Genomic DNA, 24555 nt, shown 5'->3' with positions numbered 1-24555 from the left:
GCGCAGCGCCCGCCCAAGCTGTCTCCTGGGGACTGTCGATCCCATGTCGTCGGCCATCCGCCACCCCTCTCCGTGTTGCGTTTTGTTACATCACGACGCCATTGCTGAAACGCGCGACCGCCCTCAGCCGCAATTGATCGGGGAAGAGGGATCGCGCATTGACGATTACGCGTCCGACCATACAAGACAGTTCCGACAGCCTCCACCGCCGCGCAATTCCCACGCTCGCAGCAGCGGCCAGGAACCGGACCTTGGAAACGTTCCGTTAAAGACGAACGCCAAATTTCCAAGATCTGACGTTGGCTCCGGTTATCCGGGCTGGCGACGGCTGAGGATCACCACGTAGCGGCAGGGGCGGTCGGTGACGTTGCGGTAGGAGCAGGGGGCCGGTTCGCCGAGTTCCAGGCAGTCACCGGCACTCAGCTCGTGCTCGACGTCGCCCTCCTGGAAGCGCAGGCGGCCCTGCAACACCCAGATCTGGTGGTCGGCCAGCGCGTACGAGTCGGCCGGGTAGGAAACCTCCGCGCCGGCCGGAAGTTCCACTTCGACCAGTTGGACCGAGCCGCCTGCGGGTGACACCGAGCGACGCCGGTAGCCCGTCTTCGGATCGACCCAGACGGGCTGATCGGCGCTGCGGGACAGCCGAGGGGCCTGCTCCTCGGCACGGGCGAACAACTCGGAGAGGGTGAGGCCGAGCGCCGCGCTGAGCCGGCCGAGGAGGACTGCGGTCGGTTGCGCCGTACCGCGTTCGACCTTGGCGATCATGGCCCGTGACACGCCGGAGCGCTCGGCCAGGGCGTTTACCGACAGTCCCCGGGCGGCGCGGGCGGCGCGGAGGGCGGCGGCGAGCTCGGCGGTCAGGCGGTCCGACATGGGTGACACTATAGTCAGCTATAGAGCTAACATAGTGACATGCCGCTGAGGATCCGCGATGCCGGGCCGGGTGACGCCGCCGCCTGCGCGGCCATCTACCGGCCGTACGTGCTGGACACCACAGTCACCTTCGAGACCGAGCCGCCGACAGTCGCCGAGATGGCCGGGCGGATCGAGGAGGCGAGCCGTACGCACGCCTGGCTGGTGGCCGAGCTGGACGGGTCCGTCATCGGCTACGCGTACGCCCGGCCCTTCGCCGCCCGGCCGGCGTACCGCTGGTCCTGCGAGGTGAGCGTCTACCTGGAGGCCGGGCGGCGCCGCACCGGCGCGGGCCGGGCGCTGTACCAGACACTGCTGCCCCGGCTGGTCGAGCGCGGCTACCGGGTGGCGGTGGCGAAGACGACCCTGCCCAACGACGCGAGCCTGGGGCTGCACGCGGCGCTCGGATTCCAACCGGTCGGGGTGCACCGGCGCATCGGCTGGAAGCACGGCGCCTGGCGCGACGTCGCCATCACACAGCTCGCCCTGGTCCCCGGCGACGGGCCACCAGAACCCATGGTCATCCGCGACGGGCCACCAGAACCCCTGGTCATCCACGACGGGCCGCCGGAGGCGAGCTGAATTGGCTACCCTCCCGGGTCAGGGAGGCGGGCCATGTCCAGCACACAGTTGTACGACACCATCGGAGCCAGCTACACCGTGACGCGGCGCACCGAGCCGCGGATCGCCGCGCAGCTCTGGGCCGCGCTCGGCGACGCGCGGACGGTGGTGAACGTCGGGGCAGGCACCGGTTCCTACGAGCCCACCGACCGGGCGGTCACGGCAGTGGAACCATCGGCGCTGATGCGGGCGCAGCGCCCCGCAGAGGCCGCGCCCTGCGTGGCCGCCGCCGCGGCGCACCTTCCCTTCGAGGACCAGTGTTTCGACGCGGCGATGGCCTTCGCCACCCTCCACCACTGGCCGGACCCGATCGCGGGCCTGCTCGAGCTGCGCCGGGTCGCCCGCCGGGTGGTGGTGTTCACCCACGACACAGGTGACAGCGCATGGCTTGACCGGTTCTGGCTCACCCGCGACTACCTGCCCGAAGTCGCAGACCTCCTGGTCGACCGGCCCTCGCTGGACGAGCTGGCCGACGCCATCGGCGCCCGCCAGGAGCCGGTGCCCGTCCCGTGGGACTGCGTCGACGGCTTCTTCGAGGCGTACTGGCGCCGGCCCGAGGCGTACCTGGACGAGGAGGTCCGGCGCGGGACGTCGGTCTGGGCCAGGGTCGGGCCCGACGTCGAGCAGCGGGCCGTGCAGAGCCTCCGCGCCGACCTCGCCTCGGGTCGGTGGGCGGCACGCAACGCTGAGCTCCTCGATCTCGACGCGGCCGAACTCGGTCTTCGCCTGCTAATCGCCTGACGCGGCGAAGCGTAGGGCGGCGGGCAGCGCGTCCTGGTGCAGCACGACAAGGGTGTCGACAGCCCGGGTCAGTACGACGTACAGCCGGTTCATCCCGCGCGGCTCGGCGGCCACGATCTCGGCCGGCTCCACCACTATGACGTGGTCGTACTCCAGGCCCTTGACCAGGCTGGCCGGCACGACCGCGACGTCCGGCAGGTCGATGAGCAAGGCGCGGTCGTCGGCGGCGATGACGGCGACGGTCGCGTCCCGTGGTGCCTGCCCGAGCGCGTCGCGGAGCGCGGCGGGCAGGTCGTCGACCTGCCGCACGGAGAGCGTGCCGCCGGGCCGATACGACCGGGTGGGTGCGATCCCGGGGGCGAGGGCCTGTGCCGCGTACTCGGCGATGACCTGCGGTACCCGGTATCCGGTGTGCAGCTCCAGGGTGCGGATCTCGCGCTTGCCGATCCGGGCGAGCAGTTGCGGCCAGGACTGCGCTGCCAGCGGATGGGTGGCCTGCCCGAGGTCACCGACGACGGTCATCGAGGCGTACTCGACGCGACGGGCGATCATCCGGCATTCCATCGGGGAGAGGTCCTGGGCTTCGTCGAGGATGACGTGCAGGTACGGCTCGTCGGTGACCGGGTCGTCGTCGGGTTCCTCGACGGGCAGCGGTTCGGCCAGCAGCGGCACGTAGCCCTCCTCGCCGTGCGGGTCGAAGCCGTCGGTCCAGCCGACGACGTGGTGTCCCTCCCGGAGGATGACCGCCTCGGCCCAGCGTTGCGCCGCACCTATCGCGTCGTTGTCGATACCCGGCCCGGCCAGCGCGAACGGGGTGGCGAGGTTGGGGGCGTACAGCTCCCAGCCCTGCTGTAGCCCGCAGCTGAGCACGAAGGTCGCCACCGTCCGGGTGCCGGTGGTCAGCTCGCGCAGCTGCCACTCCGGTTCCGGTGCGCGCGGCGCGGCGGGTGGCTCGCCGAGCAGCCCGGCCAGTTCGTCCAGGAGCGGCACGTCGTCGACGGACCACTCCGAGCGGCTCCGGTACGTCGCGGCCAGCGTCTCGGCGGCCTCGGAGTCCAGACCGACCACCCGGTCGTCGTCGCCGAGCCAGCCGAGCACCTCGGTCGGGGTCAGCGGGGGCCACCACGCCCGCCGGAAGGCGTGCAGCTCGTTGCGATCGCCGACCTCCTCGGCGAACAGCTCCCGATCGAGGTGCCTACCCGCCACCTGCTGCCACAGCGCCGCCACAAGTACCGCAGCGGCGGTCGGGCCGGCGGCGTTGGGCTTCGTGCCGTCCACCTCGCAGCGGGCGCGTACCCGGCGGCGGGCCGCCGCCAGCTCCTCCGCGTCGAGCGTGAGCACCTGGCCCGCGTACACAAGTCGCAGCCGGCGTGGTGCGGTCGGCGGCGTCTGCCAGCTCAGCTCGACCAGCACGTCCCGCATGCGGTCGTCGCCCTTGATCCGCGCCACCGGCGCGCGGTCGCGGCGGGTGGCGGTGACCCCCTCCACCAGCTCACCGAGGGCCCGCAGGTGCACGCTCTCCTCACCGAGCGAGGGCAGCACCCGGCTGATGTAGCGGGTGAAGACCGTCGAGGGGCCGACCACCAGGATCCGGCCGTCGGTGAACCGCCCCCGGTTGGTGTAGAGCAGGTACGCGGCCCGGTGCAGCGCGACCTGGGTCTTGCCGGTGCCCGGCCCGCCGCTGATCAGGGTGACGCCCCGGGCCGGCGCCCGGATGGCCTCGTCCTGTTCGCGCTGGATGGTGCTGACGATGTCGCGCATGTGCGGCCCACGGGAGCGACGTAGCGCGGACAGCAGGGCACCCTCGCCCAGCACGCGCAGGTCACCGGCCCGGTCCGGGGTGAGCACGTCGTCGTCGAGGTCGACGACCTGCTGACCACGGCAGATGATGACCCGGCGGCGGACCACACCGAGCGGCTCACCCGGCGTCGCCCGGTAGAACGCCGAAGCGGCCGGCGCCCGCCAGTCGACCAGCAGCGGTTCCAGACCGTCGCGTACGCCCAGCCGGCCGATGTGGAAGCTCTCGCCGTCGTCGAAGTCGAGTCGCCCGAAGACGATGCCCTCCGCCTCGACGTCCAGCGCCCGCAGCCGCACGGCGGCCCGGTGCACCATCGCGTCCCGCTCCACCAGACCGGTGGCCGGGCCGCCGGTCGCCCGCCGGTGGCCCTCACCGGCGAGGTCGTTGGCCCGGGCCCGCATCCCCTCCAGCAACTCGTAGACCCGGTCCACGACCCGCTGCTCGGCAGCGATCTCCCGGCCCCTGACGTCAGACACGATGGCCCCCCGCAACGCACGGCTTGACTGTCCGGCGAAGCGTATGACCAGTTCAAGGGCGGATAAATCAGTCTTCGCGACGATCCGAAGGCCGGTTTCGCCCCCTACAATGAAAGTGGCAGGGGGCGCGGATCACTTCTCGTCGGGGCGTTCCTCCGGTGCGACGCTCTGCGGTGGCACCGCGACCACCTGAGTCTGGCCCAGCCCGCTGCGGGTGCCGGGCAGCTCCGGGCCCGACCGGATGGTTCGGGGCCGACGATCGACGGTTTCGGTCGGAAAATGCAGCGGGCCGGTCATGAAATCGCTACCCCCATATCGATACGCGCGGTAATCACGCGGTTCCTCAATGCGAGAACCCTAGGGCAGCCACGATTGATGTGGCCAGATGCAAATGGATAACCGAAATGGACGACTGGCGGGATTGCCGACGCGGTTCCCGCCGGGCATGATCGGTTCCGTCTACCAATCTCGGTGCCGGCGCCGGATCGGCCCGCGGCGCGGCTGGTAGGCGGTGTGGCTGTTCGGCTCAGTCGCCGGGCAGCCAGGTCTGCCAGATCTCCGGGTTGGCGTCCAGCCACTTCTTGGCCGCCTCGTCATGGGACAACTTGTCGACCGTGAGATAACGGGCCACCTCGTTCTGGTCGGCGTTGGTCCACTGAAAGTTCTTGATGAGCTCGGCGGCCGGGCTGCCCGACTCGGCGAACTTCCGGTTGGCGATCTTGTCGAGGTCGTACGGCTGGTAGTCGCAGGCAACCTTCTCCGGCTTTGCGTCGCAGCCGGGGGTGTAGGGCGGCAGTTCGATGTGCACCAGGTCGACCTCGGCCAGGAACCACTGCGGCGCGTAGAAATAGCCGATCACGGGCTGCCGGTTCCGCTCCCCCTCCCGGAATGCCTCGATCAGTTTGTCCTCGCTGCCAGTGGTGTGAACCGTGTAGTTCAGCTTCAGATTGCGGATCAGCGCCCGGTCGTTTGTCTCGTAGGAGGGGTCCCCGTTGAGCAGCACACCCTTACCGCCGGAGGTCAGGGTACGGAACAGGTAGGCGTAGTCGTTCAGGTTCTTCCAGTTGGTGATGTCCGGGTACTGCTCGGCCAGCCACGGCGGGACGTACCAGCCGACGACCCCCTTGTTGCCGGTCATGCCGTGCTCGACGGCCGCCCGCTCCTCGTCGATGTAACGCTTCTTCAGCGCCTCGCGGCCCCAGTTCTCCAGGATGACGTCAGTTGTGCCGGCGGCGACCTCCGCCCAGGCGTCCTCCGCCGTGAGGTCCTTGACCACCACCGTGCAGCCGAGCCGGTTCTTGGCCAGGTGGCCCACCACCGCGACGTTCGCCTCGTAGCCGATCCATGGCAGGTTGGCGATGGTCAGGGTGCCGCACTCCGTGCGTTCGGGCGGGCCCGGTGCCGCGACCCGGGGCTGGATCTCGGCCGCGCAGCCGGCCAGCGCCAGGACGGCCGTGGTGGCGAGGGCGAGCGCCCTGGTCCAGCCTGTCGTCTGCATCGCTGCTGTCTCCTCTTTCTCGTTGCGCCCCGGCCGCCCGGCACCGGCGGAAACCGGCCTGCTTCCGGTCACCGGCCCACGCCGGCCCGGGCGAGGCGTTGCGCCAGGACCACCTCGGTCAGCGCGAGTAGCACCTGCTTGACCGACTCCCGCTGACGCGCATCGCACTCCACCAACACCACTTCGTCCGCGACGCCGAGGGCCTCGCGCACCTCGGCCAGCGCGAACCGGCGAGTCTCGTCGAAGTTGTTCACGGCCAGCAGAAACGGAATCTGGTGGTCCTCGAAGTAGTCGATGGCGGGAAAGCAGTCCTCGATCCGCCGGGTGTCGATCAGGACGACCGCACCCAGGGCACCCGCCACGAGGTCGTCCCAGAGGAAGGCGAACCGATCCTGGCCGGGCGTGCCGAAGAGGTACAGCAGCAGGGACTCGTCGAGACTGATCCGACCGAAGTCCAGGGCCACGGTGGTGGTCGTCTTCCCGGCGACCACCGAGGTGTCGTCGACCCCCACCGAGACCTCGGTCAGATCGGCCTCGGTGACCAACGGCTCGATCTCCGACACCGCACCGACGAAGGTGGTCTTGCCGACTCCGAAACCTCCGCTCACCACGATCTTCACCGCGGTGGGCAGGGGCGGCTGACTAGAGAGCGCGGACACGGTCCCTGATCCTCTCGATCATGGCGACGGAAAGCTCGCCCTGTTCCTCGCGGCGCAGATAGCCCTCGGTGAGCAGGTCTGCCACGAGTACCCGGGTGACGCCGAGCGGTACCCGCAGCGCCACCGCCAGGTCGGCCACGGTGCGGGGCCGCTGGCACAACTCGACGATCCGGCGGGCCTCGAATCGCAGCGGTGCGGAGAGCGCCGCCGGCCGGGCGGAGAGCAGGGTCTCCACCCGCAGCCCGTCCTGGACCGGTCGGGTGCGCCCGCCGGTGAGCAGGAAGGGACGTACCGCCGCCTCGTCCGAGGGCTCCGGCGCGGACCACGGCTGCGCCTCCGGAGCGGGGTCGGCCGGCGCCGGGACTGCGGTCCAGTACGGGATCATCCGCGGATCGGGCAGCCGCGGTCCGACGCTCACCGCGGCAGGACCCGTCTCGACTCGGAGATCAACGCCGGGGTCAGCATGGTGCCGAACCGGTCGGCGAGCAGCGAGATCTCGTACCCGACCAGGCCCAGGTCGCAGTCGCCGTCGGCGAGCACCCCCAGACAACTACCGTCGCTGATCGCCGACACCAGCAGGAAGCCCCGCCTCATCTCGATCATGATGAGCTTGAGCCCGTCGAAGTCGTACTTGCGGGAGGCGGTCCGAGCCAGGCTGGCCATGCTGGACACGATGGCGGCGAGCTGGTCCCCGGCGCCCCGGTTCAGACCGGCCGAGACGGCGATGAGCAACCCGTCGGAGGAGACGGCGACCGCGTCCCGGACTCCGTCCGTCTGCCGGACGAAGTTCGCCAGCAGCCAGTTGAGTTGGTGCGGATCGCTCTGGATGTCAACCTTCACGTGCCCCCCAAGGCTCGATCGTGGTGTCGTCGCCGGACCCGGTCACCGGTGCCGACCGCTCGACCTGGCCACGTAGCGTTCCGGCCCGCAGCGCGGTCAACCGGTTCCGGATCTCCATCGGTGAGTCGTCCATCGCCGCAGCGCGCTGGGCGGGTGCGGCCGGGCCGGCAGTGCGCGCGGGCGTACTCTCCCGACGGTCGCGGGGCAGGCGCTTGCGCAGCCCGTTGGTGGTCCGCTCCGCCACCGGCTCGGGCGAGGCCAACTCGCCGACGATGATGGGTGAGCCGCCGGTGGGCTGGGCCCGGGCGGTGGGCGCCGACGGCGCGCCGTGGTCGCCCTCCGGTGCGCCGACGCCGGTACGCGTGCCGACCTCGGCCATCCCGACCGCCGGCATCGGGCGGACCGCGGTCGCCGGGGCCAGGCCGGACGGCGTCGCCTGCGGCTCGGCGGCGACCCGGGAGGTGACGGAGCCGGCGGTGATGGCGACCGGCGCGGTCCCTGCCTCACCCGGTCCGTCGCCCGACTCGATCGCATCCGGACCGGTGAGCACTGTGGACGGCAGGAGCACCCGGGCGGTCACCCCGGTGACCGGGGAGGGTGCCAGCTGCACGTCGATGCCCAGATCCTGGGCGAGCTGACCGACCACGTGGTGTCCGAGGTAGCGGGTGGGGGCCGAGACGTAGTCGACCTCACCGCGCAGCCGGGCGTTGGCCTGGGCCAGATCCTCGGGAGACATCCCGATGCCGCCGTCGGTGACGGCGATGAGATAGCCGTCCCCGGTACGCCGGCCCTGAATCTCCACGTCGGCGTCGGGCGGGGAGAAGGTCAGTCCGTTCTCGACCAGTTCGGCGAGCATGTGGGCCACCGCGCTGACGTTGGCGCCAACCACCCAGGCGTCGTCGATGCGGCGGATCTGCACCCGCCGGTACTCCTCGACCTCGGAGATCGCTGCCCGGATCACATCGGCGATCGGCAGCGGCCGGGTCCACTGTCGAGGTCCGCCGGCACCCACCAGGACCAGCAGGCTCTCCGCGTTGCGGCGCATGCGGGTGGCGAGGTGGTCCAGTTCGAAGAGGTTTGCCAGCCCGGCCGGGTCGGTCTCCTCCCGTTCGAGCTTGGTGATGAAGCTGAGCTGGCGCCGCAGCAGGTTCTGGTTACGCCGGCCGAGGTTGGCCAGGGACTCACTGGTACTACGGCGCAGCACCGCCTGTTCGGTGGCGAGGCGGAAGGCCACCGCCTGTACCTGGTCGAGCGCGCCGGCCACCGAGCGAACCTCGGTGCTGGACCGCGCCGGCACCTGGACCGGGGCCGGTGCCTGCGGTTCGCTCTCGCCGGTGCCGTCCTGCAACTGACGCACGGCGACCGGAAGCCGGTTGGCCGCGAGGTCGTGCGCCTCGGCGGCGAGCATCGCCAGTGGCCGGGTGATCGACCGGGCCGCTACCACCAGCAGGGCGATCGCCCCGGCGAGGAAGAGCGTCACCATCGCGCCGAGCACGAGGAGACGCTGGGTGGACTCGGCCTGCCGTTCCGCGGCCCGCGCCTCGATCTCCGCGCCAAGGTACTCCTGCATCTGGCGCATGCCGTCCAGCACCGTGGTGAGGGCCGACCACCAGGCCTGCGGGTTCACCTGCATCCGGCGGCCGTCGAAGGCGTCCAGGGCGACCTGTTCGAAATAGCCGGCCACCCGGGCCGCACCGGTGTCCAGCACCCAGTCGTTTGCCGCCTTCTGGCTCGCCGTGGCGTACTCATCGAAGTCGGCGAGGGCGGCGTCCCGGGCCGCGCGGAACTCGGCGAACTGGAGGAACTCGCCCTCGGCGAAGCCGCCTGCGGAGAAGACTCCGTTGAGGAACGCCCGCTGCTGGGCGGTGCTCTCCTTGATCCGGCTCAACGCGGCGAGGGTGGCCACGTGTCGGTGCAGCTCGTGATCCTCCGATTGGTCAAGGTCGTAGTCGAGGCGGTTCAGCGCGGCGATCCGCTCGGTGAAGAACTCGAAGGTCGCGGCCCGTGCGGCGCTGCCGCTGTCGGTGGCGGCGCGGACCACGGCGAGGCCGTCGAGTTCCCGTAGGGCGGCGCCCACCCGGTCAGCCACCGGCCCGCCTGCGGCGATCGCCTGCTCGACCGCCTGGCGCCGCTGGTCCACCCGCTCGCGGGCGGGTGCGATCTCGTTGCGGAACCCTTCGTTGCCACCGAGCAGCGCGGCGCTGATGCCCCGCTCGACCTGCAACTCATCGGTCAGGTCCTGCACCACGAGGACGAGCGCCACCGCCTCGCTGGCCTTCCGGACGGCCTGGTACGACGACACCTCGACGACTGTCACGTAGCCGAGCAGCAGCAGTACGGCCGCCACCGGAAGGGCGATGATCGCGACAAGGCGACTGCGGATGCTTCCGCCGTCCCGTGTCACCACAGGCTCCTCGGTGCCCCGAACGGGCAGTGGTCAGCTGGCAGGCTGCATCCGCCGCGATCCTGTGTGGACACACGCTCTCCAATCACCACAGGAGCGCGTGCGCCGGTGTGGTGGCATCAGGGGAATTGATCACAGCAATATCGCGGCATACCTGACCTCTCACAACCCTCGGGCGGAATCCTGATGGGCTCGGGACTCGGGTTCTGCCCTTTCGGGCAGCGCCGTTAAGCCACATGGATGGTCAGCTCTGGGTCCATTGCGTAGCACCACTCACCCGGCCACCCGGGGGCTTGGAACCGCTCCCGGCCCCCGGCACCGCGCAGTGTCCGGGGTTAGCGGGTCGAGCCGGCACCGGCGGTGTCCGGGGGCGGCGGGTCAGGCCGGCACCGGGGTCTGGGCGTGGACGTGGAAGCGCAGCGAACGGGCATCGGTGAAGCACTCCCGCATGGGCCGGACGAGATCGCGGTGTTCGGGGCTGCGCTCCCACGCCTCGAAGTCGGCCAGGCTCGCCCACTCGCTGGTGATCAGCCACTGTTCCGGATCGGTCGACGAGCGGCACACCTGGTCGACCAGGTGACCCGGTACGCCGTCGGCGACCAGGTGCCGGACCGCCTCGTACGCCCGCAGGAAGTCGTCGGTGCGTTCCGCCGGCACCCGGACCAGGAAGACCACCCGTCCTCGCGTCATCGTCAGTCCTCTCCGGCCGGTGCCGCCCCACGCAGCACCAGCGCGCTGTTGAATCCGTCGAAGCCCCGCGCGCAGACCAGCGCCACCCGGGTACGCGGGCGTCGGCGTTCGCGGAGGAAATCCAGTTCACAACCGTCGGCGACCCGGTCCGGGCCGGCCGACGCGGGCAGCGTGTCGTGCCGGTAGGCGAGCAGGGCGGTGGCCACGTCCAGCGCCGACCCGCCCTGGTGTGCCCGCCCGGTCAACGCCTTGTGGGTGCTCACCGGCGCCGCGTCGCCGAATACCGCCCGCAGCGCGGTGGCCTCGGCACGGTCGTAGCGCAGCGCCCCGAGAGCGTCGGGCACCACCAGGTCCACCTCGGCCGGTTCGGCGTCGGCCCGGCCCAGCGCCAGCCGCATCGCCCGGGCGTACTGGTGGGGGTCGCCGGCCGAGGTGGACGAGGTGTGCGCCGCGTCGTGGGTGGCACCCCAGCCGGCCACCTCGCCGTAGCTGCGGGCGCCCCGGGCCGCCGCGTGGCCATACTCCTCGACCACGAAGACCGCACCACCCTCGGCCGGCAGGTAACCGCAGGCACCGACGTCGAACGGGCGGTAGGCCCGCTCCGGGTCGGTGGCCTCGCTGAGCAGCCCGGAGCGCGCCTGGCAGGCAAGCGCGTACGGGCTCAGCGGGCACTCGGTCGCCCCGGCCAGCACCACGGACGCGCCGCGCCGGATGGTGCGTACCGCGTGGGCGAGGCTGTCCAGGCCACCGGCCGACTCGGCCACCAGCACCCCGCACGGTCCCTTCGCCTGGTGCCGGATGGAGAGCTGACCGACGCTGGCCGCGTAGAACCAGGCGATCGACTGGTACGCCCCGACGGTACGCGCCGGAGACGACCAGAGCCGTTGCAGTTCCCGCTGGCCGAAGAGGTTGCCGCCGGAGGAACTGGCCAGTGTGACCGCCCAGCCGTACGGGTCGGTCGCCTGCTCGGGCAGGCCGGCGTCGGCCAGCGCCAACCGGGTGGCCGCGAAGCCGAGATGGGTCCAGCGGTCGGTCTGCACCAGGGCCCGGTTGTCGGTGTACCGGGCCGGGTCGAAGTCCGCCACCTCGCCGCCGAGCCGGGTCGGATAACCGCTGGCATCGAAGAGGGTGATCGGGCCGGTACGCCGCTGGCCGGAGAGCACGGTACGCCAGTGCCGCTCGGCACCCACCCCGCTGGGCGCGACCACGCCGATCCCGGTAACCACCGCCCGCCGCCGCTGCTCGGTCACGCCGACACCTCGCGGGCTAGCCGGCGGAACAGCATCGCCGACTGGAAGCCGCCGAAGCCGCTGCCGACCGAGAGCGCCACGTCGACCGGCACCTCCCGGGCGGTGTTCGGCACGTAGTCCAGGTCGCACTCCGGGTCCCGGGTGGCCCAGTTGGCCGTCGGCGGCACCACGCCGAACTCGATGGCCAGGGCGCAGGCGGCCATCTCGATCGAGCCGATGGCACCCAGCGAGTGTCCGACCATCGACTTGATCGAGCTGATCGGCACCCGGTACGCGGCCGGCCCGAGGGCCCGCTTGAACGCGGCCGTCTCGTGCCTGTCGTTCTGCCGGGTGCCGGAGCCGTGGGCGCTGATGTAGGAGACGTCCTCGGGCGCCAGCCGGGCCTGGCGCAGCGCGTCGCTGATGGCCAGGCCCATCTCCCGGCCGTCCGGGCGCAACCCGGTCATGTGGTAGCCGTTGCTGCGGCTGGCGTAGCCGGCGACCTCGCAGTAGACGTGCGCGCCGCGCCGCCGGGCGTGACCGGCCTCCTCAAGCACCAGCACCGCCGCCCCCTCGGCCAGCACGAAGCCGCGCCGGTCCGCGTCGAAGGGTCGGGAGGCGTGGGCCGGTTCGGCGTTGTCCGGGCTGGTGGCCTTGATGGCGTCGAAGGAGGCGACGGTGACCGGTGAGATGGGCGAGTCGGCGGCACCGGCGAGCACGATGTCCGCCTCACCGTCGGCGATGAGCTGGTGGGCGTACCCGATCGCGTCGATGCCGGAGGTGCAGCCGGTCGAGACGACCTGGGCCGGGCCGTGCAGCCCGTGCCGGCAGGCCACGTCGGCGGCGAGGCTGCTGGGCACCAGCGCCGGATAGAGGTACGGGCCGCCGAGCGCGGCGTCGACCAGCCAGTTGCGGCCGGAGTCGCTGACCGTGACGTACTCCTGTTCCAGGGCCATGGTGCCGCCGACTGCGGTACCGAGCACCACGCCGGTCCGGTCCCGCTCGGCGTCGGTCAGCTCCAGTCCGCTGTCGGCGACGGCCTCGGCGGCGCAGGCCAGCGCGAACTGCACGTACCGGTCGGCGCGTCGTTGCTGCTCGGTGGTGAGCCCGGCGGCATCCGGGTCGAAGTCGCACTCGGCGGCGATCTGGGAGCGGAACGGCGCCGGGTCGAAGAAGCTGATCCGTCGGGTCGCCGTACGCCCCTCGGTGATGTTTTTCCAGAACCGGTCCCGGGTGACGCCGCCGGGGGCGACCACCCCGATGCCGGTGACCACGGTGCGGCGGCCGGTCATGACCCGTCTCGCTGCTCAACCAGTTCGGTGTCGACGTGGCCGAGTTCCGGCCGGGGGGCCAGCGGTCCGAGGTGGAAGACCACCTCGGCGGGGCTGTCGCCGGTGTTGCGCAGCCGGTGCCGGACGTTGCGGGCCACGAAGAGCGCCTCGCCGGCGACCAGCGGCACCGGTTCGTCGTCCAGGTCGACGGTGATCGAGCCGTGGACGAGGTAGAGGAACTCCTCGCTGTAGGGGTGGTAGTGCTCGGCGATCCGCTCCCCCGGCGCCATGCTTGCCACCCCCATGAAGCCGGAGGTGCTGCCGACCGTACGCGGGCCGAGCAGCACGCGCAGTTCGCCGCCGCGGCGGCGGTCGGCCGGCACGTCCCGGGCGGCGACCAGGGCCAGCTCACTCATCGTCGTCCCCGTTCCGGTCGGTCCGTTCGCGCGCCAGCCGTTCGATCCGCTCCTTGATCACCGCCAGCTGCACGACGCTGTTGGTGTTGATCCGCTCGGTCATCCCGGCGTTGTCCACCGGCGCGGTCGGCTTCATCGCGAAGTCCTGGATCCAGGTCATCCGGACGCCCTCCGGTTCCTGCCGGTAGGTCCAGTGGATGTTCATGTACTCGAACGGTCCGGTCTCCACCCGGCGGGCCAGTACCTGCCAGTTGGTCGGGTCGGGGGTCCGCTCGCTGACCCAGCTCCAGGCCACCCCGTTCTCATCGGGATGCATGGTCAGCCGGAACCGGACGGTCTCGCCGTCGCGGCCGAGGATCTCCGCCCGCGCGTACTCGGTGAACAGCTCGGGCCAGCCGGCGACGTCGTTGGTGACCGACCAGACCAGCTCCAGCGGCGCGGCGATGAGGATGCTGTTCTCGGTGTGTCCGGGCGGGTCGGTGGCCGGCGGATCGGCGGGCTCGGACCGGGCCGCCGGATCGGCGCCCCGGGCGACCAGGTCGGCCACCGCGGGGATGCTCAGTTGGGTGGCCTGCTCGGGAATGGTCACCCGCCACCGGTCGGCGACGACCGCGGCGAGTTCGAGCAGGGCGAGGGAGTCCATCCCCAGCTCTTCGAGCGAGGCGGTCGGCGCCCGGGCGGCGACGTCCGGGTCCAGGCCGCAGTTGGTCACCAGGATGTCGGTTATCTCGCCGGTCAGCGAGCGGCCGTCGGTGACGGTCATCGTTCCTCCTCGGTTGTGGCGGTCACGACCGTCCGTCGAAGCGGTAGAAGCAGCGGGCCATGGCGTCCCGGGGGGAACGCCAGTCCGGCAGGTACGGCGTGATGAATGGGCGCAGTCGCGCGCTGACCCGCTCGAACTCGGGATGTTCCCGGGCCGCCGCCACCGCGCCGTCGCCCGGTGAATCGGTCTCCAGCAGGTGCACGTACAGGTCGTGCAGTCGGTAGAGCGACCGGTGCTGGACACCCACCAGGTGGGGCAGCTCGGTCGTGTCGGACTCGGCGAAGATCTCGGCCACCGCGTCCACGGCAGCCGGGTCGATCTTCGCGACGATCACCGTGCGATCCATGTTGCGCCTCCCCGTGGTTTGGCGGCGACGCCACCCGGCGTTCCTGACGACTCCCGAGACCATGCGGGGGCCGGCGTCATCCGTGCGTCACCGCCGCACAGCGGCACGATCGTCAATGGTGACGCTACGTTGACGTAAGCTGTGGATGGGCTGTGCAGCCAGCACTCGCATGATCGGCAAAATTGTCCAGTTCAGAGCCGCTTTCATGGATGGCTAAGAGGTCGCCTTGCCGACATGGATGTTGACTCAGAGTAATCGTTATTGATAATCTCCGCGACGGTCAGACCCCGGCTGGCGCGTCCACCGACGCGTGGCCCAGCAGTGTTCGACGGTGGCGTCACGGCGGCCAGCCGGGACCCGGCCGAGACCGCAGCCGACGCGTTTCGCAGGGGGTGCCGCCGTGGCCGCCGATCCGACCGCCCCGACCACGGGAGAGCACCGGGACGTCGAGGTAGCCCTGCATCTGCTCGGTGGCTTCCGCCTGACCCGCGGCGGCACACCGGTACTGGTGCCCCGGGGGCTGCAACGGGTCATCGCGCTTATCGGGCTGCGGTCCGGCTCGACCCGTACCTACCTCGCCGGACTGCTGTGGCCGGAGGCCACCGAGGAACGAGCCCTGTCGTCGCTGCGTACCGCGCTGTGGCGGCTGCGCCAGGACCCGTACTGCCCGATGATCATCACCGCCGACACCGTCCGGCTCGACCCGTCGGTACGGGTCGACGTCGACGAACTGGTCGAGACTGCGGCCCGGGTCCGCGACGGCCAGCCGCCGCAGGACGCCACACTGGCCCTCACCGCAGGCCGGCACGACCTGCTCCCCGGCTGGTACGACGACTGGGTGCTGACCAACCGCGAACGGTTGCGCCAGCTCCGCCTGCACATGCTCGAACAGCTCGCCGGTCAGCACCTGGCCGCCGGACGGCACGGAGAGGCCCTCGAGGCGGCACTGGAGGCGATGGCCGCCGAACCGTTGCGGGAGACACCGCACCGGCTGGTCGTCCGCATCCATCTCGCCGAGGGGAACGCCTTCGAGGCGGTGCACGCCTTCTATGTCTACCGGGATCTGCTGCTACGGGAGCTGCGGCTGGAGCCCTCCCCGGCGATGACCGCGCTGCTCGACGAGACGCTCGAACCGATCCGGCGGGCCAGCCGGCCGGCGCCCCGACCGCCCGGGCAACCGTCGAACCGACCCAGGTCGCAGGCCCGCTGAGCGCCGTCACCGGGGCGACCGGAGCCGTTGACGGGCAGGTGACTGCCGGCGATACAGGGTGAGCGGGCCGCTACCCGGCGACGAGTCCGGGTACGCCCACCGGTGAGAGGGGTCCGATGAGCCGTCTAGTGATCGTCAGCAGGATCATCCCGGGCGCGGAGGGGCGGGTGGGACAGATCTTCGCCGAATCCGACGCGACCGAACTGCCCGGCCTTACCGGGGTACGCCACCGGTCGCTGTACTGCCTGCACGATCTGTGCGTACACCTGATGGAGACCGACGAGGTCGGCTCGGACGCCCTCGCGGCGGCCCGCAACCACCCGCTCTACCTCCAGGTCAACGAACGGCTCTCCGCCCACACCTCGCCGTACCTGCCCACCTGGCGCTCACCGCGCGACGCCATAGCCAACTGCTTCTACCGCTGGGACGCCGTGGACGTTCCCGCGCCGCGCGCGGCCGGCTGAACGGGGCCCGCCATGGCCTCCCGGGCACCCCACGTCCTGATCGTCGGCGCCGGCACGGGTGGCCTCTGCCTCGCCCACGGGTTACGCCGGGCCGGCATCAGCGTCGCCGTCTACGAACGGCACCCCACCCGGGCGGACGGGTTGCTCGGCTACCGGGTGGGCATCGGCCCGACCGGCAGCCGGGCGTTGCGTGACTGCCTGCCGCCGGAGCTGTTCGAGATCTACCTGGCCACCTGTGCCCGCTCCCCGCGCTACTTCAACGTGCTCAACCAGAAGATGCGACACACCGCGTCGTTTCCGCTGCGGCCGGACAGCCACCCGGTCGACACGGAACGGTCGGTGGCCCGGATGACGCTGCGGCAGGTGCTGCTTACCGGCCTGACCGACGTGGTCCACTTCGACCGCACCTTCACCAGCTACGACCAGCACGACGACGGCACCGTCACGGCCCACTTCGCCGACGGCAGCACCGCCACCGGTGACCTGCTGGTGGCGGCGGACGGCACGCAGTCCGCGGTCCGCCGCCAGTACCTGCCGCACGCGGTGATCCGGGACGCCGGCACCATAAACATCGCCACCCGGATCCCGCTGACCCCGCACACCCGGTCGCTGCTGCCACCGACCGTGCAGCGCGGCATCTCGCTGATCTTCGGCACCGGCGGTGTGATGGGCGTACTGCACGTGATGGAGTTCAAGTGGGACGCCGACGGCCGGCTCAAGCCGGACGTCTCCCCCGCCGACGCGGCATTGCTCGCCGACTGGCCCGGGCTGCGCCACGACCCCACCAGGGACAACATCAACCTGGTGGTGTGGAGCACCGCCCGCCGCTTCCCCGCCGACGTGATGCACCGCCGCGGCCGGGAACTGATCCAGGTGGCCCTCAACCTGACCGCGAACTGGCACCCGCACCTGCGGGAGTTGCTGAGCCGGGCCGACCCGGCCAGTGCCCTGCCGATCCGGGTGTCCACCTCGGAGCCCGTCCCGCCCTGGAAGAGCAGCACCGTCACCCTGCTCGGCGACGCGATCCACACCATGACCCCGGGCCGGGGGGTGGGCGCCAACACCGCACTGCGGGACGCCAACCTGCTGCGCCGTCAGCTGGTTCTCGCCACCGCAGGCGAGAAGACCCTGGTGCAGGCGATCGCCGACTACGAGGCGGCGATGGTGCCGTACGGCTTCGCCCGGGTGGCCGACTCGCTGAACCGCAGCGGAACCAACGGCGACGACCGGATGTACCGACCGGTGTTCGGCCGGCTCGCGCTGCTCGGCGCCCGGGGCTACTTCCGGGTCACCAGCCGGGTGCCGCCACTGCGCCGCAAGTTCGTCGACGACTTCTACACCTATCGGGGCGAGCAGGACTGAGTCGTCGCCCCATCAACGGCCCCGGCACCCGAAGCGGTGCCGGGGCAAGCCCTGTCACGCCTCCGGGTCCACACCGTCCGTCCCGTACCGGGCACCTGTGGTCACCCTCCCGACCTGAATACGGACTGTTACCGAGCCTGCCTGTTGCCTCTGCGTCACGTGTGAAAAGCTGCGGCGAGCTTTTTTCGCGACGACGATCCGGACGTGACCTTCAGGGAGGTTTGCCGTGGGCGATTCCTTCGGAGACTGGCTGATACTGCTCGTGGTGCTGCTGGCCGGGCTGGCCGGAGGCTGGCTGTTGCTGCGCGGTCGGCGCAACGACGCGCCTGCGCCGACGAGTGACGCGACCACGCAGGCGACCGAGCCGGTGCCGGCCTCGACCACCGACACCGCGCCGAGCACCACCAGCGCAGCACCCGCGGCACCGGCTGCGAGCGCCCCGGCCAGCACCGCACCCGCCGCGACCATCCCGGCGGCCGACGAACCGGTTGCCGCCGATCCGGTCGACAGTGCAGCGGCCAACAGCGCGCCGTCCGGCGTCAAGCCGGCCGACACCGAGCCCGTCGGCGCCGACCCGACGCCGGCCGTGGTCGCCGAACCCGTCACCACGGACGCCACGACCACGGACGCCAGCGCGGCGGAGCCGACCGTGACCGAGTCGACGGTGACCGCACCGGTGACCGCACCGGCCGTGACCGAGCCGACCGCGGCGGAGCCGGCCGTGACCGCACCGGTGACCGAGCCGGCCGTGACCGAGCCCGCCGTGACCGCGCCGGCCGCCGACCCGGTCACCGCGCCCGTGGCGGCCACCGAGCCGCAGCCGACGAGCGGCCAGGACGTGCCGGTCGTACCGCCCGCCGAGGACGTGACCGCCCCGGTGACCGCCGGCGCTGCCCCGGCGCGCCGCAAGACGGCCACCAAGCGGACCCCGGCCGCCAAGAAGGCACCGGTCGCCGCCACGCCGGCCAGCAGTGCCGAGGATGCCGCCGCGTCCGCCACCATCGGCACGGATGCCGCCGACGACTTCCGCCGCATCCAGGGTGTCGGGCCGAAGATGGCCGCCGCGCTGCACGGCGCGGGCATCCGGACCTTCCGCCAGCTGGCGGACCTGGACGAGGCCGGGCTGCGGGAGACCATCCGGGGTGCCGGGTTGCGGGCCACGGCCAGCGTGGCCACCTGGCCCCAGCAGGCGAAGATCCTTGCCGCCCAGGCCGGCGACGACGCCTGACCACAGCCACTGAGCCGCCGGTACGGGGGCCGGGCCGCCCGCACCGGCGGCGCGGCCCCCGTTCCCCCCGGCTCGGATAACGGCACGGCACGGCGGCCGAGCGGCTAGCGTCCTCGGATAACGGCACGTCGCGAAGGCGGAGCGGTTAGCGTCAGGGAGCCGGCAGCGCCGGCCCGCCGAACCGTCTCCGGCTGCCAGGAGCCGTCCGTGCCGCTAGCCCAGCCGGAACCCGCGCCCCCGGAACGTTCGGTTGTGCGTACCACGGGCACCACCCGGCGGGTCACCCTCCTGGAACTCTTCTTCGACCTCGTCTACGTGGTCGCCCTGGCGCTCATCTCCCGCACGCTGGCCGCAGAGGTCAGCTGGTTGCGGGCAGGTGAGGCACTGGTCCTGCTGGCCGCCATCTGGTGGACCTGGGCGATCACCACGCTGGTGACCGACCTGTACAACCCCGAGCGGCCACAGATCAAGGCGCTGATCGTCGCGGTGATGTTCGGGGTGCTGCTGATGACCACCGCGATCCCCAAGGCGTTCGGCGACCGGGGGCTGGTCTTCGCCGCCGCCTACGTCGGCGTCCACACCGGACGCGCGCTTGTGCTCCTGTCGACGGTACGCCGCAACCGTGAGGTCCAGCGGCGGGCGATCCGGATCTTCTGCTGGTTCGCCGTCTCGGCGGTGCCCTGGATCGTCGGCGCGTTCGTCTCCGGTGACGCCCGGCTGGTGCTGTGGCTGCTCGCGCTCAGCATCGACTACCTGGGCTTACGGTTGGCCTACCCGGTGCCCGGGATGGGGCGGATACCGAACGCCCTGCGCAACGTGACCGCCGAGCATCTCCCCGAGCGGTACCAGCAGTTCTTCACCATCGCACTCGGCGACACGATCCTGGTCACCGGCCTGGCCTTCAGCACCTACCACTCCAGCCCCGAGACCAACGTCGGCTTCGTCGTGGCCTTCGCCACCACCCTGCTGCTCTGGCGGATCTACGTGCACAAGGCCGGAGAGCTGATGCCCGTCGCCATCCAGGCCGTCCGGAACCCGAGTCGCTTCCTCAACAGCGCCCCGTACACCCATCTGTTGATGGTCGCCGGGGTGGTCGTCACCGCCGCCGGCTTCGAACTGGTGCTGCACTCGCAGCCGACGCGTACCCCGCCGGCGTGGGCGGCGCTCATCCTGGGTGGACCGGCCCTCTTCCTGATCGGCCGGGCCTGTTTCGAACGCGAGGTGTTCAACCGGGTCTCGCCGTCCCGTCCGGCTGGCGTACTGGCGCTGCTCACCGCCGCGCCCGCGGTGCTGTTCCTGCCCACCCTGTCGGCCTCGGTCGCCGCCATGCTGGTCCTTGTCGGGGTGGCACTGGCCGATTACCGGCGCAGCCGGGGCCGGCCACCCGAGGCACCCGCGCCACCGCCGTAGCTCCGGCTGGCCGTCGTTAGCCGAACGGCCCGGTTGGGTAGAAGGCCCGTCACCTCGTACCCACCCTCGACTGGAGGAAGCCATGCGTGGCACGTCGATATTCGGAGTTCTCGTCGTGATCTGGCTGATCATCGGCGCTGTCGCCGCCGGCCAGCGCGGCTACTACAACGACGAGGAGACCAACTGCGCCGAACTCGGCACCATCCTGGTCACCATCGTCGCCGGACCACTCAACTACGTGGGCGCCAACCCGAAGGTCGACTGCGAGCTGCCCCAGCCCTCCCAGTGACGGTGGGCGGGCCTCGACCACGCACGGTTCCGCCCGCCGCCGGTCATCGCGACCGGCGGCGGGCGGAGGTACGCGCCCGGCAGACTCAGCGGAAGCAGTGCGTGACGGGCACCTTGCTGCCGAGGCAGTTGGTCGGGTCGTTCTCGATGACGACGCTCGCCGCGTCGATCTTGACCTGGGCCCGTTCGGCCTGGATACCGCCGGCCGGCACGGTGGCCCGGTTGCGGATCACCCGGCTGTCGTAAAGCGAGGTGGCCCCGGCGCTGACGAACAGCCCGGCGCCCTGGGAGCGCCCGCCCACCGCCGCGTTTCCGGCCACATCGCTGGTCCGCACCAGCAGGTTGGACTTCTCCGCGTAGATGCCGCCGCCGTTGCCCCGGGCGGTGTTGCCACTGATCACACTGTCGTCCATCGGCAGCAGACCCTTGACCGACGAGATGCCGCCGCCGGAGGTGGTGGCGACGTTGTCCCGGACCGTGAGCTGCCGCAGCACCAGCACCGCGTCGGAGTTGGCCAGACCACCGCCGACCTTCGCGCTGTTGTCCGCGACCAGGCTGTCGAAGACCTTGGTACGCGCGGAGAAGCTGGCCAGGCCGCCGCCGTGCCCGGCGGTGTTCCGGACGAAGGTGGAGGAGTAGACGTCCCCGGCCGCCCGGTAGTTGGCCAGGCCACCGCCGTAGCTGGCCGCGTTGTTCTCCCGGAACTCGGTCCCGCGCATGGTCATCACACCGCCGTTGAGCAGGCCCCCGCCCTTGCCCTCGGCACCGGCGGCGCGGTTGCCGACAAGCGTGCTGTCGGTGATCTCCAGGTTGCCGTCGTTGAAGATGCCGCCACCGCCGCCCGTCGCCGAGAGCGAGGTGCTGTCGACGACCGTGACCCGCTCGACGACCGCGGTCGCCCCGTGCACGACGTGCACGCTGCCGCCGTCCGCGGCCGACCGGCCGTTGCGCAGGGTCACCTCGCGCAGGGTCAGCTCACCGCCGTCGCGGACGGTGAAGAACCGGAAGTTCTCCGCGTCCACCGCCCGCAGGATGGTCGCGCCGGAGCCCTCGATGGTGATCCCGTGGTAGATCACCGGAAGGCCCGCCTTGTCGTCGGCCGGGTTGACCGGTGGCGCCTCGGCGTCGCCGGGTGTCTCGGCGGCGTCGGCGGCCTCGCGCGCGTCGCGGATGCCACCGTCGTACTCGTCGACCTGGTGGAAGGCGTGCGTCAGCCGGTAGGTGCACCCTTGCGCCAGGCGCAGCGTGCCACCGCCCTCCGCGTTCGCCCGGACCAGCGCGGCGATCAACTGGGCCGAATCGCAGGGCACCGACACCGGCTTGCGCTGCGGCGGGCGCCCGTTGCGCCCGGCCTCCGGACCGTCCGGCCGGCCCGCCGCATCGGCGCCGCCGTCCCGGTGCCACTCCGCTGGCTGCTCCCGCTTGCCCTCCGGCGCCCGGTCCGTGCCGGACACGTCGCCCTCGAACCGGGTCGGCGCCGGCGGTGGCGGCGCCGCCCGGTCCCGGTCGGCGGCCGAGGCGGCGACCGTGAGGCCCGCCGCCCCGGCCACCAGGCTGCCCGCCACCAGGCCGCCGGCCAGCACCAGACGGGCCCGCCGTCTGGACCGTGTCGGCCCGCGGCTTCCTCCGTACGTGGACATCAGCTTCATGCCTTTCGTGTGTGCGAAACACGGCCGCACCGATATCGGGCGCGGGGCGGCTGACGTCGCGGCAGCCACCAGAGGCCACCGTATGGCGAATCAGGGTTGATAACCGGCATACATGAACAATTACTCCACTCGCGTTCACATAGCCGCTTGGCGGGACGCGCTATCCGCCGACGTGGATGCCGGGGCGCCGGGCCGGGTCCGGCTCGGACTTGCGCAGGATCTCCCGGACCACCGGCGGGGTGTCGCCGCGGCCCAGGATCAGGTACCGCAGCAGGTGCGCGATCGGGTTCCCCTCCGACCACTCGAAGTGCGCGTGCGGGCGGACCCCGGTGGCATCGCGCAGCGCCAGCAGGATCGCCGCGATGGCGTTGGGCGCCGCCGGGCTGCTGGCCCGCAGCACCCGGTACCCGCCCACCTCGACGCCGCGTACCCGCAGCACGTGCCGGAACCCGGACGGGTCGAGCACATCGATCTCCAGGAAGAGCACGTCGGTGGCCCCCGGCACCGGATTGAGCCCGCGTTGCGCCCGCTCCTTGACGGTGTACTCCTTCACCGCGCCGCTACGCGGCTTGTGGGCGATCACGTGCAACCGGTCGTCGTGGGCCACCGAGTCGGCGATGAACCGCCGCGCCGGCTCGTCGAACTCCACCCGCTCCGCCCGCAGTTCGGTCGTCCGGGTGACCCGGGAGACCAGCGACACGGCGATGATGCCGAGGATGAACAGGCCGGAGATGGCGATCCCGTCCGGCTTGGCGATCACGTTCTCGACCAGCGCGTACAGCAGGACCAGGGTGAGCACGGTGAAGCCGGCGGCGACGCCGCGCTGGCGGTGCCCGGCGGCCGCGATCGCCACCGCCACCGCGGCGGAGACCATCATGGCCAGGATCCCGGTGGCGTACGCCCCGGCCTGGGCGTCGACGTCGGCCCGGAAGAGGACGGTCAACACGATGCAGACAAGCGTGTAGACGATGACCACCGGCCGTACCGCCCGCGCCCACTCGGGCGCCATCCCGTAGGCCGGCAGGTAGCGCGGCACGATGTTGATCAGCCCGGCCATCGCCGACGCACCGGCGAACCACAGGATGAGGATGCTGCTGACGTCGTACACGGTGCCGAAGACCTCGCCGACCTGCTGGTGGGCGAGGTAGGCCAGGGCGCGCCCGTTGGCGGCCCCGCCGGGGGCGAACTGTTCGGGCGGGATCAGCACGGTGGTGACGAACGTGGTGCAGACCAGGTAGATCGACATGATCAACGCGGCGGCGGTGAGCAGCCGCCGGGTGTTGCGGATCCGCGCGGCCAGCCGGGCCTGCGGGTCCGGTCCGGCCCCGCTGACCAGCGGCATCATGCTGACCCCGGTCTCGAAACCGGAGAGGCCCAACACCAGCAACGGGAACGCCAGCGCCGCGGTAAGCGCCACCTGGCCCGGTCCACCGCCCGCGGTCAGCGTCCCGGTCCAGCCGGCCAGCACCGCCGGGTTGGCGAAGACCTCGACCAGGGCCACCACCACGATCACCGCGTTCAGGGCCAGGAAGGCGACGACCAGCGGGACGGCCACCGCCACCGCCTCCCGGAAGCCGAGCAGGAAGACCCCGCCCAGCACCAGCAGGAGCAGCACCGTGACAGCGACCGCGACCGTGGTTCCGCCGAAGCCCGCCGGCAGGTACGGATTCTGCAACAGGTGCACGGTGGCGTCGGCCGAGGAGAGGGTGATTGTGACGATCCACGAGGTGGCGACGAAGCCGAGCAGGACCAGCACGAAGATCTTTCCCCGCCAGAACGGCAGCAGCCGCTCCAACATCGCCACCGAACCCTGACCGTGCGGGCTCTCCTGCGCCACCCGGCGGTACATCGGCAGCATGCCGAAGAGGGTCAACGCAACGATCAACAGGGTCGCCACCGGCGAGAGCGCCCCGGCGGCCAGGGCCGCGATACCGGGCAGGTAGGAGAGGGTGGAGAAGTAGTCCACACCGGTCAGGCACATCACCCGCCACCAGGAATGCGACCGCGCCTGCCCCTCGCCAGTCTCCGGGCCGACCGGCTGCACCTGGTGCACCAGCAGCCAGCGGCGCAGCCGGCTCGGCGCGGTGGCGGTGCCGCGCGGGCCCACCGCCACCCGGTCCGGCACGCTGACCCGCCGACCCGTCCGTTCGCCCGGCCGGGTGGGATCCCGCGCAGCGCGCAGCCCGGGATCCGGCGTACCGGAGGCCGGACGGCGTTCCCGGCCACGTCGCGTTCTGGTCCTGTCCCCCATGTCCCGCCCGCCCTCCGGCGTTCCTGACC

General features: G+C 71.6%; 23 protein-coding genes and 1 pseudogene. 8 read left to right on the top strand and 16 right to left on the bottom strand.

Translation table 11 applies throughout. The features are described 5' to 3' along the window. Positions 1-309 precede the first annotated feature (309 nt). Positions 310-873, bottom strand: a complete 564-nt coding sequence (locus AC507J_RS10680) for a helix-turn-helix domain-containing protein (protein WP_496288942.1) — start codon at positions 871-873, stop codon at positions 310-312. Positions 874-912: 39 nt separating this feature from the next. On the opposite strand from AC507J_RS10680, the gene AC507J_RS10675 reads away from it, so the two are divergent. Together AC507J_RS10675 and AC507J_RS10670 are read left to right on the top strand one after the other, a co-directional pair. Then, entirely contained in the window at positions 913-1494 is a 582-nt protein-coding gene (locus AC507J_RS10675) for a GNAT family N-acetyltransferase (RefSeq protein WP_496288941.1), read from the top strand. 45 nt (positions 1495-1539) lie between these two features. Next, a pseudogene (locus tag AC507J_RS10670) lies at positions 1540-2274 on the top strand (class I SAM-dependent methyltransferase); the annotation flags it as partial. Here the strand turns inward: AC507J_RS10670 and AC507J_RS10665 are convergent. The 13 genes from AC507J_RS10665 to AC507J_RS10605 all read right to left on the bottom strand — a co-directional run bounded on the left by AC507J_RS10665 (position 2263) and on the right by AC507J_RS10605 (position 14664). Then, positions 2263-4548, bottom strand: coding sequence for a HelD family protein (locus tag AC507J_RS10665; RefSeq protein ID WP_496288940.1), 2286 nt, complete (start codon positions 4546-4548; stop codon positions 2263-2265). The pseudogene AC507J_RS10670 and the gene AC507J_RS10665 overlap by 12 nt on opposite strands. Before the next feature lie 132 nt (positions 4549-4680). After that, positions 4681-4845, bottom strand: a complete 165-nt coding sequence (locus AC507J_RS10660; protein ID WP_496288939.1) for a hypothetical protein — start codon at positions 4843-4845, stop codon at positions 4681-4683. Positions 4846-5074: 229 nt separating this feature from the next. After that, the gene (locus tag AC507J_RS10655) at positions 5075-6046 is read right to left on the bottom strand and encodes an ABC transporter substrate-binding protein (RefSeq protein ID WP_496288938.1); all 972 of its coding nucleotides are present in this window, start codon (positions 6044-6046) and stop codon (positions 5075-5077) included. 68 nt (positions 6047-6114) lie between these two features. Further along, positions 6115-6705 (bottom strand): GTP-binding protein, encoded by a 591-nt coding sequence (locus AC507J_RS10650; RefSeq protein ID WP_496288937.1) that lies wholly within the window; start codon positions 6703-6705, stop codon positions 6115-6117. Then, a complete protein-coding gene (locus AC507J_RS10645) occupies positions 6689-7090 on the bottom strand; it encodes a DUF742 domain-containing protein (RefSeq protein WP_496288947.1) in 402 nt (133 codons plus the stop codon). The genes AC507J_RS10650 and AC507J_RS10645 overlap by 17 nt, the downstream gene beginning before the upstream one ends. 29 nt (positions 7091-7119) lie before the next feature. Further along, positions 7120-7545, bottom strand: coding sequence for a roadblock/LC7 domain-containing protein (locus tag AC507J_RS10640; protein WP_496288936.1), 426 nt, complete (start codon positions 7543-7545; stop codon positions 7120-7122). After that, a complete protein-coding gene (locus AC507J_RS10635) occupies positions 7535-9952 on the bottom strand; it encodes a sensor histidine kinase (protein ID WP_496288935.1) in 2418 nt (805 codons plus the stop codon). The genes AC507J_RS10640 and AC507J_RS10635 overlap by 11 nt, the downstream gene beginning before the upstream one ends. Positions 9953-10327: 375 nt before the next feature. Further along, positions 10328-10639, bottom strand: a complete 312-nt coding sequence (locus tag AC507J_RS10630; RefSeq protein WP_496288934.1) for an antibiotic biosynthesis monooxygenase family protein — start codon at positions 10637-10639, stop codon at positions 10328-10330. 2 nt (positions 10640-10641) lie between these two features. Next, positions 10642-11889 carry a beta-ketoacyl synthase N-terminal-like domain-containing protein gene (locus AC507J_RS10625; RefSeq protein WP_496288933.1) on the bottom strand — a complete coding sequence of 416 codons (1248 nt, stop codon included), beginning with the start codon at positions 11887-11889 and terminating at the stop codon, positions 10642-10644. After that, complete coding sequence (locus AC507J_RS10620; protein ID WP_496288932.1) at positions 11886-13160, bottom strand: beta-ketoacyl-[acyl-carrier-protein] synthase family protein; 1275 nt, start codon at positions 13158-13160, stop codon at positions 11886-11888. Before AC507J_RS10620 ends, AC507J_RS10625 begins: the two co-directional genes overlap by 4 nt. After that, entirely contained in the window at positions 13157-13555 is a 399-nt protein-coding gene (locus tag AC507J_RS10615; protein ID WP_496288931.1) for a cupin domain-containing protein, read from the bottom strand. Before AC507J_RS10615 ends, AC507J_RS10620 begins: the two co-directional genes overlap by 4 nt. Next, a complete protein-coding gene (locus tag AC507J_RS10610; protein ID WP_496288930.1) occupies positions 13548-14318 on the bottom strand; it encodes an SRPBCC family protein in 771 nt (256 codons plus the stop codon). The genes AC507J_RS10615 and AC507J_RS10610 overlap by 8 nt, the downstream gene beginning before the upstream one ends. A 22-nt stretch (positions 14319-14340) precedes the next feature. Then, entirely contained in the window at positions 14341-14664 is a 324-nt protein-coding gene (locus AC507J_RS10605) for a TcmI family type II polyketide cyclase (RefSeq protein WP_496288929.1), read from the bottom strand. 400 nt (positions 14665-15064) lie between these two features. On the opposite strand from AC507J_RS10605, the gene AC507J_RS10600 reads away from it, so the two are divergent. The 6 genes from AC507J_RS10600 (at position 15065) to AC507J_RS10575 (ending at position 20627) form a co-directional block, all read left to right on the top strand. Beyond that, entirely contained in the window at positions 15065-15874 is an 810-nt protein-coding gene (locus AC507J_RS10600; RefSeq protein ID WP_496288928.1) for an AfsR/SARP family transcriptional regulator, read from the top strand. Positions 15875-15990: 116 nt separating this feature from the next. Next, positions 15991-16338, top strand: a complete 348-nt coding sequence (locus AC507J_RS10595) for a TcmI family type II polyketide cyclase (RefSeq protein ID WP_496288927.1) — start codon at positions 15991-15993, stop codon at positions 16336-16338. Between the two features lie 12 nt (positions 16339-16350). Beyond that, entirely contained in the window at positions 16351-17700 is a 1350-nt protein-coding gene (locus AC507J_RS10590) for an FAD-dependent oxidoreductase (protein ID WP_496288926.1), read from the top strand. A 226-nt stretch (positions 17701-17926) separates the two neighbouring features. Next, positions 17927-18928 carry a helix-hairpin-helix domain-containing protein gene (locus tag AC507J_RS10585; protein ID WP_496288925.1) on the top strand — a complete coding sequence of 334 codons (1002 nt, stop codon included), beginning with the start codon at positions 17927-17929 and terminating at the stop codon, positions 18926-18928. Between the two features lie 252 nt (positions 18929-19180). After that, positions 19181-20338, top strand: coding sequence for a low temperature requirement protein A (locus AC507J_RS10580; RefSeq protein ID WP_496288924.1), 1158 nt, complete (start codon positions 19181-19183; stop codon positions 20336-20338). A gap of 82 nt (positions 20339-20420) precedes the next feature. Then, positions 20421-20627: a hypothetical protein gene (locus tag AC507J_RS10575; protein WP_496288923.1), complete on the top strand. Its 207-nt coding sequence runs from the start codon at positions 20421-20423 to the stop codon at positions 20625-20627. Between the two features lie 85 nt (positions 20628-20712). On the opposite strand, the gene AC507J_RS10570 is transcribed toward AC507J_RS10575, so the two are convergent. Together AC507J_RS10570 and AC507J_RS10565 are read right to left on the bottom strand one after the other, a co-directional pair. Next, on the bottom strand, positions 20713-22266 hold the full coding sequence (locus AC507J_RS10570) for a right-handed parallel beta-helix repeat-containing protein (protein ID WP_496288946.1): 1554 nt from the start codon (positions 22264-22266) through the stop codon (positions 20713-20715). Between the two features lie 169 nt (positions 22267-22435). Further along, a complete protein-coding gene (locus AC507J_RS10565) occupies positions 22436-24526 on the bottom strand; it encodes an APC family permease (RefSeq protein WP_496288922.1) in 2091 nt (696 codons plus the stop codon). Between the last annotated feature and the right edge of the window lie 29 nt (positions 24527-24555).

It is taken from the genome of Micromonospora sp. PRAS1 (genome assembly GCF_059553435.1).
This window is presented reverse-complemented; position numbering and strand designations above follow the sequence as displayed.

Excerpts from the sequence above, each read along its gene's own strand:
- AC507J_RS10680 (WP_496288942.1), bottom strand. The coding sequence starts at position 873 with ATGTCGGACCGCCTGACCGCCGAGCTCGCCGCCGCCCTCCGCGCCGCC.
- AC507J_RS10675 (WP_496288941.1), top strand. The coding sequence starts at position 913 with ATGCCGCTGAGGATCCGCGATGCCGGGCCGGGTGACGCCGCCGCCTGC.
- AC507J_RS10660 (WP_496288939.1), bottom strand. The coding sequence starts at position 4,845 with ATGACCGGCCCGCTGCATTTTCCGACCGAAACCGTCGATCGTCGGCCC.
- AC507J_RS10655 (WP_496288938.1), bottom strand. The coding sequence starts at position 6,046 with ATGCAGACGACAGGCTGGACCAGGGCGCTCGCCCTCGCCACCACGGCC.
- AC507J_RS10645 (WP_496288947.1), bottom strand. The coding sequence starts at position 7,090 with ATGATCCCGTACTGGACCGCAGTCCCGGCGCCGGCCGACCCCGCTCCG.
- AC507J_RS10630 (WP_496288934.1), bottom strand. The coding sequence starts at position 10,639 with ATGACGCGAGGACGGGTGGTCTTCCTGGTCCGGGTGCCGGCGGAACGC.
- AC507J_RS10620 (WP_496288932.1), bottom strand. The coding sequence starts at position 13,160 with ATGACCGGCCGCCGCACCGTGGTCACCGGCATCGGGGTGGTCGCCCCC.
- AC507J_RS10615 (WP_496288931.1), bottom strand. The coding sequence starts at position 13,555 with ATGAGTGAGCTGGCCCTGGTCGCCGCCCGGGACGTGCCGGCCGACCGC.
- AC507J_RS10610 (WP_496288930.1), bottom strand. The coding sequence starts at position 14,318 with ATGACCGTCACCGACGGCCGCTCGCTGACCGGCGAGATAACCGACATC.
- AC507J_RS10605 (WP_496288929.1), bottom strand. The coding sequence starts at position 14,664 with ATGGATCGCACGGTGATCGTCGCGAAGATCGACCCGGCTGCCGTGGAC.
- AC507J_RS10595 (WP_496288927.1), top strand. The coding sequence starts at position 15,991 with ATGAGCCGTCTAGTGATCGTCAGCAGGATCATCCCGGGCGCGGAGGGG.
- AC507J_RS10590 (WP_496288926.1), top strand. The coding sequence starts at position 16,351 with ATGGCCTCCCGGGCACCCCACGTCCTGATCGTCGGCGCCGGCACGGGT.
- AC507J_RS10575 (WP_496288923.1), top strand. The coding sequence starts at position 20,421 with ATGCGTGGCACGTCGATATTCGGAGTTCTCGTCGTGATCTGGCTGATC.
- AC507J_RS10570 (WP_496288946.1), bottom strand. The coding sequence starts at position 22,266 with ATGTCCACGTACGGAGGAAGCCGCGGGCCGACACGGTCCAGACGGCGG.
- AC507J_RS10565 (WP_496288922.1), bottom strand. The coding sequence starts at position 24,526 with ATGGGGGACAGGACCAGAACGCGACGTGGCCGGGAACGCCGTCCGGCC.